This is a genomic window from Pseudomonas sp. H1_A03 (assembly GCF_054685145.1).
The window spans coordinates 3,722,746-3,734,610 of the sequence record NZ_CP162829.1 but is presented as its reverse complement, the minus strand read 5'-3'; the positions used below and the strand labels follow the sequence as shown (position 1 = coordinate 3,734,610).

Here is an 11,865-nt window from a genome sequence, read left to right as displayed (position 1 = left end):
GCGCACCATGGCCACCTTGCACACCCAGCTCAACCCACGCTCGGCGGAGTTCGCCGCCAACAGCGCGGCGATGCGCCAACAGGTCGACGCCCTGCACAGCCTGCTCGCCGATGTGCAGCAAGGCGGCGGCGCCAAGGCTCAGGAGCGGCACACGTCGCGCGGCAAATTGCTGCCACGCGAGCGCATCAACCGTCTTCTCGACCCAGGCTCGCCGTTTCTTGAGCTCAGCCAATTGGCCGCTTATCAGGTGTATGGCGAAGATGTGCCCGCCGCTGGCGTGATTGCCGGGATCGGCCGCGTGGAAGGCGTCGAATGCATGATCGTCGCCAATGATGCCACCGTGAAAGGTGGCTCCTACTACCCCCTCACTGTAAAAAAGCACCTGCGTGCACAGACTATCGCCGAGCAGAATCGCCTGCCGTGCATTTACCTGGTGGACTCCGGCGGCGCCAACCTGCCACGTCAGGATGAAGTGTTTCCGGACCGCGAGCACTTCGGGCGGATCTTCTTCAACCAAGCCAATATGAGTGCCCAAGGCATCCCGCAGATTGCCGTGGTGATGGGCTCATGCACCGCCGGCGGTGCTTATGTGCCGGCGATGGCGGACGAGGCAATCATGGTGCGCAACCAGGCGACGATATTCCTCGCCGGACCGCCTTTAGTGAAGGCTGCCACCGGTGAAGTCGTCAGCGCCGAAGACCTCGGCGGTGCCGATGTGCACTGCAAGATCTCTGGTGTGGCCGACCACTACGCCGACAGCGATGAACACGCCCTGGCGCTGGCCCGACGCAGCGTGTCCAACCTCAACTGGCGTAAGCAGGGCGAACTGTTGCAGCGCCCGCCCGTAGCACCGCTGTACAGCTGCGAAGAGCTCTACGGTGTGATTCCGGCCGACGCCAAGCAACCCTTTGACGTGCGCGAAGTGATCGCACGGCTGGTCGACGGCTCAGTGTTCGATGAGTTCAAAGCATTGTTTGGTACCACGCTGGTGTGCGGCTTTGCGCACCTGCACGGCTACCCGATGGCGATCCTGGCCAACAACGGGATTCTGTTTGCCGAAGCAGCGCAAAAAGGCGCGCACTTTATCGAGTTGGCCTGTCAGCGCGGCATTCCCCTGCTGTTCCTGCAGAACATCACCGGCTTTATGGTCGGGCAGAAATACGAAGCTGGCGGCATTGCCAAACACGGCGCCAAGCTGGTCACCGCAGTGGCCTGCGCCAAGGTGCCGAAGTTCACAGTGATCATCGGTGGCAGCTTTGGTGCCGGTAACTATGGTATGTGCGGCCGTGCCTATGACCCGCGTTTCTTGTGGATGTGGCCGAATGCACGCATTGGCGTGATGGGGGCCGAACAGGCGGCCGGCGTGCTGGTGCAGGTTAAACGTGAGCAGGCTGAACGCGCGGGCGTTGCTTTCAGCGCCGAAGAAGAAGCCGCGATCAAGCAGCCAATCCTCGACCAGTACGAAAGCCAGGGCCACCCCTACTATTCCAGCGCGCGCCTGTGGGACGACGGTGTCATCGACCCGTTGCAGACCCGTGACGTGCTGGCCCTGGCCTTGTCCGCCTCGCTGAACGCCCCCATCGAGCCGAGCCGCTTCGGCGTGTTTCGCATGTAAATGGAGCTGCACCCATGAGCGATTTCAATACCCTCGAACTGATCACCGACAGCCGTGGCTTTGCCACGCTGTGGCTCAGTCGTGAAGCCAAGAACAACGCGTTCAACGCCGAGATGATCCGCGAACTGATCATCGCCCTCGACCAGGTGCAAGGCGATCCGTCCTTGCGCTTTTTAGTCCTGCGCGGACGCGGCAAGCACTTCAGTGCCGGCGCAGACCTGGCCTGGATGCAGCAATCGGCCGAACTGGATTACCACACCAACCTGGACGACGCCCGCGAACTGGCGGAGCTGATGTACAACCTGGCCAAGCTGAAAATCCCGACACTGGCGGTGGTACAAGGCGCGGCCTACGGCGGCGCACTGGGCCTGATCAGTTGCTGCGACATGGCGATTGGCGCGGACGATGCGCAGTTCTGCCTGTCGGAAGTGCGCATTGGTTTGGCACCGGCGGTGATCAGCCCGTTTGTGGTGCAGGCCATTGGTGAACGCGCGGCGCGGCGCTATGCGCTGACCGCCGAACGCTTCGGCGGCCAGCGTGCACGGGAGATCGGTTTGTTGGCGGAGAGCTACCCAATCGACACGCTGGACCAGCAGGTGGAACAGTGGGTCGCCAACCTGCTGCAAAACAGCCCGGCGGCGATGCGTGCCAGCAAAGACTTGCTGCGCGAAGTCGGCAACGGCGCCCTCACTCCGGCCCTGCGTCGCTATTGCGAAAATGCGATTGCGCGCATTCGCGTCAGCGCCGAGGGCCAGGAAGGTTTGCGCGCCTTCCTGCAAAAACGTCCACCGAGCTGGCAGCCACAGGAGCCGCGTTCATGAGCCCACTCACGACCCTGCTGGTCGCCAATCGTGGCGAGATCGCTTGCCGCGTGATGCGCACCGCCAAGGCCATGGGCCTGAAAACCGTGGCCGTACACAGCGCCACCGACCGCGATGCACGCCACAGCCGTGAGGCCGATATCCGTGTCGACCTGGGCGGTAGCAAAGCCACCGACAGTTACCTGCAAATCGATAAACTGATCGCCGCCGCCCAGGCCAGTGGTGCCCAGGCAATTCATCCGGGCTATGGTTTTCTGTCGGAGAACGCCGGGTTTGCCCGTGCGATCGAAGCCGCCGGCTTGATCTTCCTCGGGCCGCCCGCCTCGGCCATCGACGCCATGGGCAGCAAATCGGCCGCCAAGGCGCTGATGGAAACCGCCGGCGTGCCGCTGGTACCGGGTTATCACGGCGAGGCCCAGGACCTGGAAACCTTCCGCGCGGCCTGCGAGCGTATCGGCTATCCGGTGCTGCTCAAGGCCACGGCCGGTGGCGGTGGCAAAGGCATGAAGGTGGTCGAGGATGTCAGCCAATTGGCCGAAGCCCTCGCCTCTGCACAGCGTGAGGCGCTGTCGTCCTTCGGCAACGGGCAGATGCTGGTGGAAAAATACCTGCTCAAGCCGCGTCACGTGGAGATCCAGGTGTTTGCCGATCAGCATGGGCACTGCCTGTACCTCAATGAACGCGATTGTTCGATCCAGCGGCGCCACCAAAAGGTTGTCGAGGAGGCGCCGGCACCTGGGTTGACTGCTGAACAACGCAAGGCTATGGGCGAAGCCGCCGTGCGTGCGGCCCAGGCCATCGGGTATGTCGGCGCAGGTACCGTGGAGTTTTTGCTGGACGCTCGCGGTGAGTTTTTCTTCATGGAGATGAACACGCGGCTGCAGGTGGAGCATCCGGTGACCGAGGCGATTACCGGCCTCGACCTGGTGGCCTGGCAGATTCGTGTCGCCCAGGGCGAGGCGCTGCCTATCACTCAGGAACAGGTGCCGCTGATCGGCCATGCGATCGAAGTACGACTGTATGCCGAGGACCCGGCCAATGATTTCCTGCCCGCCACCGGGCACCTGACGCTGTACCGCGAATCCGCGCCGGGCGCTGGCCGCCGCGTGGACAGCGGTGTCGAGCAAGGCGATAGCGTGTCGCCCTACTACGACCCGATGCTGGGCAAGCTGATTGCCTGGGGCGAGGACCGTGAACAGGCGCGCCTGCGCTTGCTGGGCATGCTGGATGAGTTTGCCGTGGGTGGCCTGAAGACCAACCTGGGCTTTTTGCGGCGCATTATCGGGCATCCGGCGTTTGCGGCAGCCGAGTTGGATACCGGCTTTATTCCGCGCTATCAGGATGAGTTGCTGCCGATACCTGGCGAACTGAGCAATGAGTTCTGGCAGGCAGCGGGCGCGGCGTTCATACAGACCTTGCCGGCCGGTGACGGGCCTTGGGCAGATAAGCGAGGCTTTCGTACCGGTTTACCTGCCGAGGTTTCGCTGCATTTGAGCTGCAATGGTCAGGATCGGCTGGTGACACTGGCTGCCGATACCGCGCAAATGCGCGGCGAACAGTTGTTGATCGAGCACCAGGGCGTGCGCCGTAGCCATCTGGCTGTACGCCACGACCGTACGGTGTACCTGCGTTGGGACGGCGAGATGCATACCGTCAGCCTGTTTGACCCGATTGCAGCGGTCGACGCCAGCGGCGCTCATCAAGGTGGCCTTACGGCGCCGATGAACGGCAGCATAGTGCGCGTGCTGGTGCAGATCGGGGACAACGTGGAGGCCGGCACGCAACTGGTGGTACTGGAGGCAATGAAGATGGAACACAGCATCCGCGCGCCCGAGGCTGGAGTGGTCAAGGCGCTGTTCTGCCAGGAAGGCGAAATGGTTGCCGAAGGTTGCGCGTTGGTGGAGCTGGAAACAGCGGGCTAGAACTTTGCCGTGGCCTGCACAACGACGCCGAGAATGCGGCAATCGCCGGTGAACTGCCGTTTCGGATAAGTGGGATTGAGCGGTACCAGATAGAGCTGGCCGCTCTCTTCAAGCAACTGACGGAAGGTCGCCTGGGGGCTCTCGGCCCATTGGGCGACCACCAGCTTGCCGGGCTCGGCGGCAATGGCCGGATCGACCAGAATCATCATGCCCGCACTCACGCTGAGCCCGCTGGGTGCCGTCATGGCATCGCCTGTAACCGGCAGCCAAAAGGCATCGCCGTGGGCATGATAATCCGTCAACTCGAAACGGGCGGTGCCATAAGGCGTTCGCTCTTCGCGGATTTCGCACAGCCCTTTCCAATCGCTGACCGGATAGCGGAAATACGGGTTGTAGTTTTTCTCCAGTGGCACTTCATCGGCCCGCTCGCGAATGTCCAGCGCGACCTCCAGATACCCCAGGCCCAACGCCGCCAATACCCGGTTCATGTCCGCCAGGCTGGGTGCACGGCGCTTGTTGAGCCAATGGCCCACGCCGCCCTGGGACATGCCCAAGCGTTCAGCCAACTCACCTTGCGTGACCTTGCGGTCTTCCATGTTGGCCTTGACCAACGCGATCCAGTTATCCATGGGGCTGACAATACGTCACGTAGTTTTCAGGGCAATAAACAGTTTGTAGTAATCCATAAAACGACATAAATACGATACGTACTATCATCGGACATAAGGTTTTCGACATCCACCCAGAGTACCGCCCCTTATGACGACAAGCCCGCTTATCCTGCCTGAAATCCCGGAAGACAACGAATTGCACGATCTGCGCAGCAGCGGTGCCGCCAAGCGTGCGTTGGACTTTTACTTGAAAGAAGATATGTCGGCATCAACCCCTGACGAGGCCTTGTTCGCCATCAATCCAGGCATCAGCCAGGAGGAAGCCCTGGTGCACGCCTCGGAGCTGTTGCGCAGCGCCGCGGCAACGGCCTATGAATCAGCGAGCAGCCATCAGGGCAGTCATCGTGACATGGCGTTTTCAGTGGTGTATTTGATCGATATGGCGAAGGCGATGGTGGAGCGATCATTGCAGGTGCCAGAGGCTCAAGCGAACAAATAACTGGCGCTTAGAAAAAATATTTCTATCCCACGGATAAAAACATTTGACTTGCAAATGATAATGATTATTATTGGACCTAGCTGATCGCGAGATCAGTCGATAGACCAAGGGACCTTAGGTCGGACTCTTGGAATATCTCCTCATCAGGCTAATCACGGTTTTTGACCCGGCTCTTTGGCCGGGTCTTTTTTTTGCCAGTTTCCCTGGCGTGGCTTCAGGCTAATGAAGACTGTGTGCTACTTGATGGTGCGCATGGTAGCAAAAGACCATCGCCAAAAGAAAGCCAGCGGGTAGCTCCAGCCCACATCTTTGCGAATTAGCGCTTGAGAATCAATCTCATAGATTCTAAGCTGCCGCGGCGTCAAGGACGACGCCCCCTCCCTCTCGCAACAATTTTGCATCCGGTCTTTACCAGACTCCTGTGTAATATAGCCGCCACAACACTCATACTCAGGCAACCAGACTATGACCGTGGCCTTGACCTCCATCAAAATCAGCACCGACTTCGACAGTGGCAATATCCAGGTACTGGATGCCCACGATGCCTATCAGTTGTTGCTGGCAATCAAACCCGATACCTGCAGCGCGCATTACCAGTGGTTCCACTTCAAGGCCGAAGGCATGCATGTGGGCCACACCCATACCTTTCGCCTGAGCAACGCGGGACAGTCCTCCTACCCCAACGCATGGAGCGGCTACAACGCCGTGGCGTCCTACGACCACATCAATTGGTTTAGGGTACCTTCGCGATTTGATGGGGAAATCCTGCATATCAGCCTCGAGACCCGCGAAAAACATGCCTGGTTCGCCTATTTCGAACCCTATAGCCGCGAGCGTCATGACTGGCTGATCGAACAGGCCCTGAACCGCACGGGCACCCAATTGCTGGCCACCGGTAAAAGTGTTGAAGGCCGTGATATCCAACTGCTACGGCGGGGTAAAGGGGGCGAAGGCCGGCGCAACATCTGGATCATCGCTCAACAGCACCCCGGCGAGCACATGGCCGAATGGTTTATGGAAGGCATCATCGAACGCCTGCAACAGGACGGCGACGATGAGATGAAAAAGCTGCTGAAAGTCGCCGACCTGTACCTCGTGCCCAACATGAACCCGGACGGCGCCTTCCACGGCCACCTGCGCACCAACGCCATGGGCCAGGACCTCAACCGCGCCTGGCAGAGCGCCAGCCAAGAGAACAGCCCGGAAGTACTGTTCGTGCAGCAACAAATGGAAAAGTACGGCGTTGACCTGTTCCTCGATATCCACGGCGACGAGGAAATCCCCTACGTCTTCACCGCTGGCTGTGAAGGCAACCCCGGCTATACCCCGCGCATCGAAACGCTGGAAGAACATTTCCGCAGCCACTTGAGTGGCCTGACCCGCGACTTCCAGACCACCTTCGGCTACACCCGCGACCTGCCGGGAGAAGCCAACATGAGCCTGGCCTGCAACGCGGTAGGCGAGCAATACGACTGCCTGTCCCTGACCCTTGAAATGCCCTTCAAGGACAACGACGACGCCCCCAACCCGCACACCGGTTGGTCAGGTAAACGCTCGATGCAGTTGGGCAAGGATGTATTGAGCACCGTGGCCTATATCGTCGACGAGCTGCGTTAAACCGACTCGGCGGGCACCCGCCGACAATCCTCGGGCCCCAGCAAGCGTCCATCCGCGGAGCGCAATTCCAGCGCTCGCAGCGGCTCACCCTGGGCGCGGTCTACCATCACCGAATGCGCCTCGCCTGCCCCGTAGAAAAACCCTTCCCCCCACTGCCGTAACCCGATGATCACGTTGAACAGGCCTTGACCCTTTTCCGTGAGGGCGTACTCCTGATACGCACTACCATCCGACGCCGGCACGACCTCCAGCACGCCATGGGCCACCAGGCTGCGCAAGCGCGCGGACAAAATATTCTTGGCCATCCCCAAGCTGCGCTGGAATTCACCAAAGCGACGGCTGCCATCAAACGCGTCGCGAATGATCAGCAACGACCAGCCATCGCCTATGGCATCCAACGAACGCGCCACCGGGCATTCGGCATTTTCAAAACGGGTGAGCTTGACCATCAGGCTGCCTGAACTCGACTAACAATGTAGTTGCAATATAAAACTGGAATCCTTACCGTACAACTGGTTTCATTTTAAAACCAGAAAAGGATAAGCCGCATGTCGTCATCCCCCTTGAGCGGCGCCGTGGTATCGCTGTTCGCCATCGCCTGTGGCCTGTCGGTGGCCAACGTCTACTACGCACAGCCGCTGCTCGACGCCATGGCCGAGACCTTTGCCATGGACCACGCCACCGTTGGCATCATCATCGCCCTCACCCAGATAGGTTATGGCGTAGGACTGTTGCTGCTGGTGCCTCTCGGGGATCTACTCAACCGACGCAAACTGATCGTCACCCAATTGCTGCTTTCCACGCTCGCCGTGCTGGTGGTGGCGTTGTCTTCCAACAGTTTCTGGCTGCTGGCCGGCATGGCGCTCACCGGGCTGCTGGCCGTTATCGCCCAGGTGCTGGTGGCATTGGCGGCCCATCTGGCGTCGCCTGAACAGCGCGGGCACGTGGTCGGACTGGTTACCAGCGGTATCGTGGTCGGGTTGCTGCTGGCGCGCTCGGTTTCAGGCGCCATGGCTGACCTCGCGGGTTGGCGTTCGGTGTACCTGCTATCGGCGGGCCTGACGTTATTGATGGCGATCCTACTGTGGCGAGTGCTGCCACGCACCGAGCAACCGCAGGCGACCGGCACCTATGGCGCGTTGATCCGCTCGGTTTTCAGCTTGTTCAAAGAGGAAAAAGTCTTGCGTGACCGCGCCGTGCTGGCGATGCTGATTTTCGCCGCCGGCACCGTTCTGTGGACGCCATTGGTACTGCCCTTGAGCGCCCCACCGCTGTCGCTTTCGCACACGCAGATCGGCCTCTTCGGGCTCGCCGGTGCCGCCGGAGCCCTGGGTGCTGCGCACGCCGGACGCCTGGCCGACAAGGGCTTCGCCCAATGGGTCAGCGGCACGGCACTGCTGCTCATGCTGCTCTCCTGGGTTGCCATCGGTTTTACCCAATCGTCGCTGTGGGCATTGTCGCTGGGGGTGATTGTATTCGACCTGGGCTTGCAGGCCGTGCACGTCACCAGCCAAAGCCTGATCTATGCGGTACGCCCCGATGCACAGAGTCGGCTGGTGGCGGGTTACATGGTGTTTTACTCAGTGGGCAGTGCGGTGGGATCGGTCAGTGCCACGGCGATGTATGCCTGGGCCGGGTGGATCGGGGTGTGCGGCCTGGGCGCGGCGATCAACCTGCTGGCGTTGATCTACTGGCTGGCCACACTGCCCCCGAAACCGGTCTCAGTCTTTACTGCCGGTCATGCTTTGCAGCACGCCGTCACGGCGAATCAGCCCATGGAACAGCGCCGCCGCCAGGTGCAACAACACGGTGAGGAATAGCAGATAGGCCAGGAACCCATGCGCCTTGCGCAGCACCGCAAACAAAGGCGCATTTGCCCCCACCAGCGCCGGCAACTGCACTGAACTGCTGAGCATCACCGGGTCGCCCGCCGCCGAAATCATCGCCCAGCCCAGCAGCGGCAACACCAGCATCAAGGCATACAGCACCACGTGAGACGCCTTGGCCGCCAACACTTGCCACAGCGGCAAGTCGGCGGGCAACGGCGGTTGGCGCGTGGAGAAGCGCACCACCAGCCGCACGATCACCAGCGCCAGAATCGCGATCCCCAGCGGCTTGTGCAGGTGGATCAACCATTCATGCCGCTCCGAGACCGAGGCCGCCAGGCCCGCCCCGATAAACAGCATGGCGATGACCATCAGCGCCATCAACCAGTGCAGCAGGCGCGCCAGGGGAGCGAAAAACCGTGGTTGAGCATTCATGGCTTCGACTCCTGAGGGGCACTGTGCAACGGGCTGACTTCACCGGCGCGGCGCAGGTACGAGCTGGCGTACGCCGCCGAACGTGCCGCCAGCAAAGGATCATTGGAGGCTTCGATGCCGCTGGGCAGAATCAGCGGGTCGAAGTTGATGTCGCGGCAATCGCCATCGGCCTGAGCCTGGCTGCTTTGCAGCACCAGGGTGCCGGCGTTGATGACTTTATGCTCGCCGGTCCAGGCTTTGCTTGCATCGTCCAAAGGATCGCCGGGGTTGGCCAGGGTCATGTTCAACTGCCAGCGCAGCGGCCCGACAGCGAGGCGCTGTACCAAGTCCTTTTCCAGGAAATCGCTGCCGGCAGGCGCAGTATCACCCGCTGCATCCTGACTCTGCGGCACTACGCCCCAACGCACGGCCTGGCGCTTGCCATCGGCCCCCACCAGGTAGAACGCGTTGATGCCGTTGTAGGTTTCGGTCGCGTAACTGGCCGAAGGCTTGGCGGTCTTGACCCACGCCAGGAACGGTGCAGTCTCGGGATGGGCGGCAAAGAACGCCGGCATGCCCGCCGGGTCCGGTTTGCCGGTGGAAGGCTGCGGCGCACCGGCCTTGAGCAGTTGGTAGAACGCCTCAGGCGTGCCCACCGGGAACACCGGCATGCTGTTCATGCCGGTGCGCCACTGCTGGCCGTTGGCCTGGCTGAATTGCACGGCAAAACTGCGGATCGGCACACTGCTGTCCGGTGCATAGGGGTTGCCGCTGGGCAACGCAAATCGGCCAATCAGTGGGGTCTTGGCCTCGTTGAACACCTGGGCGCTGGAATAGGCACGCGCCTCGGGGCTGCTCTCGAAATACCCGGCCACGCACACGCCCTTGGCATGGTTACGCCGGAAGCCAGGGTGGACACCGTTGTTGGTTTCCAGGGCATTGACCAGGGTTTTCGGACGCAGGCGCTGTGGGTCGAGGGTGCCATTGACGTAGGCAAATGCCCCCGCCACAACCGCAACCACAGCTCCGATCCCCGCCAGGCGCGCGATCAGGCTCGCCGTGCTCAAGGGGGGACGGGGCGGTGATGAGTGATCTACCATGAAGAAACTCCAGGGCCCAAGGCCGTAGGGGTGAACATAAGGTCGGAGCATTAAGACGAACGCCGATCGGCTCTATTCCCTGGCCTTGGATTTATTTCCCCGCAAGGGGGAATAACCTTCATCGCCGCACGTCTCTCTAGTCCCAGCGTAGTGAACAGCCAGCTCCCCATGCATGAACTCGACGAACCGTTACGTGAACTCATCCCCAGGCTGCGGCGTTTTGCCGTGTCCCTGACGCGTAACGCCAGCAGCGCCGACGACTTGGTACAGTCAACCCTGGAGCGGGCGATCATCAGTTGGGCCGACAAACGCGTCGAAGGCGACTTGCGCGCCTGGCTGTTCTCGATTCTCTATCGGCAGTTCCTCGACGCCCATCGCCGCACCCGGCGCTACGCTCGCATGCTCGAATTTTTCACCGGACGCGACGATGCGCAGCCGTCGGTCGAACGTACGGTGATCGCCCAGTCAACCCTGCAAGCCTTCGATCAACTCAACACCGAGCAGCGCGCCCTGCTGCTGTGGGTCTCGGTCGAAGGCTTGAGCTACAAGGAGGTCGCCGAAATCCTCGATGTGCCCATCGGCACCGTGATGTCGCGCCTGTCCCGGGCACGCCAAGCCCTGCGTCAACTCAGTGATGGCGAAATTGCCAGCCCTTCCCTGCGGATACTCAAATGATCAGCCTGCCTCCCAGCGAACGCGATTTGCATGCCTACGTCGATCACCAACTGCTGGAAAGTGATCGCCGTGTCCTGGAAACCTATCTGGCGGCCCATCCGGACGTCGCAGCCCAGGTCCACGCCTGGCAGCACGACGCGCAATTGCTGCGCGCCGCGTTGGGCGGTGCCCTGCAACAGCCGGCTAACCCGGACCTGGACCCGGCACTGATTCGCCAGCGCATCAAGCGCCAATCGCGCCGCCATTTCGCTACGGCAGCCATGCTATTGATCGCCGTCAGCCTCGGTGGCCTGGGTGGCTGGCACGCCCGTGAAGCCACTCAGCCTCCCCTGTTGCCGATGGCCGATGCGATGCAAGCCTTCCGCCTGTTTGCGCAGGACGGCATCATGCCCGCCGACTACAAAGTCCAGGGCAACGGCACGATGCAGGCTTGGCTCGACCGCTACTTCAACCAGGCCCACCGCCTGCCCGACTTGAGCGCGTCCGGGTTCACGCCGGTCAGCGGACGCTTGCTCACCACGGAACAAGGCGCCGCCGCCATGGTGCTCTACGAAGACCCGCAAGGGCGGCGCATCAGTTTCTACATCCGCCCGCCGGGCCCGGATAACGGTTTCCTGCCCAGTGGCAGCCGCCGCGCCGATGGCTTGCAGGCCCAATACTGGTCCGGTGCCGGATACAACTACGCGGTGGTCAGCCCCGTGGACCAGCCTACCCCGCAGATGCTGAAGTTCTAGAAGCCCACGTCCAGCATTGGTCAAATCGCGG

Annotated in this window: 12 protein-coding genes; 8 read left to right on the top strand and 4 right to left on the bottom strand. The window is 61.5% G+C overall.

The window, feature by feature from the left end; genetic code table 11:
• Positions 1-7: 7 nt before the first annotated feature.
• Genes AB4O35_RS17315 through AB4O35_RS17305 form a run of 3 tightly spaced genes read left to right on the top strand, consistent with a single transcriptional unit; the run spans position 8 to position 4,358 of the window.
• Complete coding sequence (locus AB4O35_RS17315) at positions 8-1,615, top strand: carboxyl transferase domain-containing protein (RefSeq protein ID WP_065946336.1); 1,608 nt, start codon at positions 8-10, stop codon at positions 1,613-1,615.
• Positions 1,616-1,629: 14 nt separating this feature from the next.
• Complete coding sequence (locus tag AB4O35_RS17310; protein ID WP_065873467.1) at positions 1,630-2,436, top strand: gamma-carboxygeranoyl-CoA hydratase; 807 nt, start codon at positions 1,630-1,632, stop codon at positions 2,434-2,436.
• Positions 2,433-4,358, top strand: a complete 1,926-nt coding sequence (locus AB4O35_RS17305) for an acetyl/propionyl/methylcrotonyl-CoA carboxylase subunit alpha (protein WP_065881811.1) — start codon at positions 2,433-2,435, stop codon at positions 4,356-4,358. Before AB4O35_RS17310 ends, AB4O35_RS17305 begins: the two co-directional genes overlap by 4 nt.
• On the opposite strand, the gene AB4O35_RS17300 is transcribed toward AB4O35_RS17305, so the two are convergent.
• On the bottom strand, positions 4,355-4,987 hold the full coding sequence (locus AB4O35_RS17300; RefSeq protein WP_065881809.1) for a LexA family protein: 633 nt from the start codon (positions 4,985-4,987) through the stop codon (positions 4,355-4,357). The two genes, AB4O35_RS17305 and AB4O35_RS17300, sit on opposite strands and share 4 nt — an antisense overlap.
• A 130-nt stretch (positions 4,988-5,117) precedes the next feature.
• Between AB4O35_RS17300 and AB4O35_RS17295 the strand changes: the two genes are divergently transcribed.
• Both AB4O35_RS17295 and AB4O35_RS17290 read left to right on the top strand, forming a co-directional pair.
• Positions 5,118-5,468, top strand: a complete 351-nt coding sequence (locus AB4O35_RS17295) for a DUF6124 family protein (RefSeq protein WP_065910971.1) — start codon at positions 5,118-5,120, stop codon at positions 5,466-5,468.
• A 465-nt stretch (positions 5,469-5,933) separates the two neighbouring features.
• Positions 5,934-7,085, top strand: coding sequence for a M14 family metallopeptidase (locus AB4O35_RS17290; protein ID WP_065890736.1), 1,152 nt, complete (start codon positions 5,934-5,936; stop codon positions 7,083-7,085).
• On the opposite strand, the gene AB4O35_RS17285 is transcribed toward AB4O35_RS17290, so the two are convergent.
• Positions 7,082-7,534 (bottom strand): winged helix-turn-helix transcriptional regulator, encoded by a 453-nt coding sequence (locus tag AB4O35_RS17285; protein ID WP_065890735.1) that lies wholly within the window; start codon positions 7,532-7,534, stop codon positions 7,082-7,084. The genes AB4O35_RS17290 and AB4O35_RS17285 overlap by 4 nt on opposite strands.
• 99 nt (positions 7,535-7,633) lie before the next feature.
• Between AB4O35_RS17285 and AB4O35_RS17280 the strand changes: the two genes are divergently transcribed.
• On the top strand, positions 7,634-8,905 hold the full coding sequence (locus AB4O35_RS17280) for an MFS transporter (RefSeq protein ID WP_065881805.1): 1,272 nt from the start codon (positions 7,634-7,636) through the stop codon (positions 8,903-8,905).
• Here the strand turns inward: AB4O35_RS17280 and AB4O35_RS17275 are convergent.
• Both AB4O35_RS17275 and AB4O35_RS17270 read right to left on the bottom strand, forming a co-directional pair.
• Entirely contained in the window at positions 8,807-9,346 is a 540-nt protein-coding gene (locus tag AB4O35_RS17275; RefSeq protein WP_083207197.1) for a cytochrome b, read from the bottom strand. The two genes, AB4O35_RS17280 and AB4O35_RS17275, sit on opposite strands and share 99 nt — an antisense overlap.
• On the bottom strand, positions 9,343-10,425 hold the full coding sequence (locus AB4O35_RS17270) for a catalase family peroxidase (RefSeq protein WP_065873475.1): 1,083 nt from the start codon (positions 10,423-10,425) through the stop codon (positions 9,343-9,345). The genes AB4O35_RS17275 and AB4O35_RS17270 overlap by 4 nt, the downstream gene beginning before the upstream one ends.
• Positions 10,426-10,593: 168 nt before the next feature.
• Between AB4O35_RS17270 and AB4O35_RS17265 the strand changes: the two genes are divergently transcribed.
• On the top strand, positions 10,594-11,100 hold the full coding sequence (locus AB4O35_RS17265; RefSeq protein ID WP_049712599.1) for a sigma-70 family RNA polymerase sigma factor: 507 nt from the start codon (positions 10,594-10,596) through the stop codon (positions 11,098-11,100).
• Entirely contained in the window at positions 11,097-11,834 is a 738-nt protein-coding gene (locus AB4O35_RS17260; RefSeq protein ID WP_065873476.1) for an anti-sigma factor family protein, read from the top strand. Before AB4O35_RS17265 ends, AB4O35_RS17260 begins: the two co-directional genes overlap by 4 nt.
• The last annotated feature ends 31 nt before the right edge of the window (positions 11,835-11,865 follow it).

What these genes read in the sequence shown, in the direction of transcription:
- AB4O35_RS17315 (WP_065946336.1), top strand. Translation starts at nt 8, where the DNA reads ATGGCCACCTTGCACACCCAGCTCAACCCACGCTCGGCGGAGTTCGCC.
- AB4O35_RS17310 (WP_065873467.1), top strand. Translation starts at nt 1,630, where the DNA reads ATGAGCGATTTCAATACCCTCGAACTGATCACCGACAGCCGTGGCTTT.
- AB4O35_RS17305 (WP_065881811.1), top strand. Translation starts at nt 2,433, where the DNA reads ATGAGCCCACTCACGACCCTGCTGGTCGCCAATCGTGGCGAGATCGCT.
- AB4O35_RS17300 (WP_065881809.1), bottom strand. Translation starts at nt 4,987, where the DNA reads ATGGATAACTGGATCGCGTTGGTCAAGGCCAACATGGAAGACCGCAAG.
- AB4O35_RS17295 (WP_065910971.1), top strand. Translation starts at nt 5,118, where the DNA reads ATGACGACAAGCCCGCTTATCCTGCCTGAAATCCCGGAAGACAACGAA.
- AB4O35_RS17290 (WP_065890736.1), top strand. Translation starts at nt 5,934, where the DNA reads ATGACCGTGGCCTTGACCTCCATCAAAATCAGCACCGACTTCGACAGT.
- AB4O35_RS17285 (WP_065890735.1), bottom strand. Translation starts at nt 7,534, where the DNA reads ATGGTCAAGCTCACCCGTTTTGAAAATGCCGAATGCCCGGTGGCGCGT.
- AB4O35_RS17280 (WP_065881805.1), top strand. Translation starts at nt 7,634, where the DNA reads ATGTCGTCATCCCCCTTGAGCGGCGCCGTGGTATCGCTGTTCGCCATC.
- AB4O35_RS17275 (WP_083207197.1), bottom strand. Translation starts at nt 9,346, where the DNA reads ATGAATGCTCAACCACGGTTTTTCGCTCCCCTGGCGCGCCTGCTGCAC.
- AB4O35_RS17270 (WP_065873475.1), bottom strand. Translation starts at nt 10,425, where the DNA reads ATGGTAGATCACTCATCACCGCCCCGTCCCCCCTTGAGCACGGCGAGC.
- AB4O35_RS17265 (WP_049712599.1), top strand. Translation starts at nt 10,594, where the DNA reads ATGCATGAACTCGACGAACCGTTACGTGAACTCATCCCCAGGCTGCGG.
- AB4O35_RS17260 (WP_065873476.1), top strand. Translation starts at nt 11,097, where the DNA reads ATGATCAGCCTGCCTCCCAGCGAACGCGATTTGCATGCCTACGTCGAT.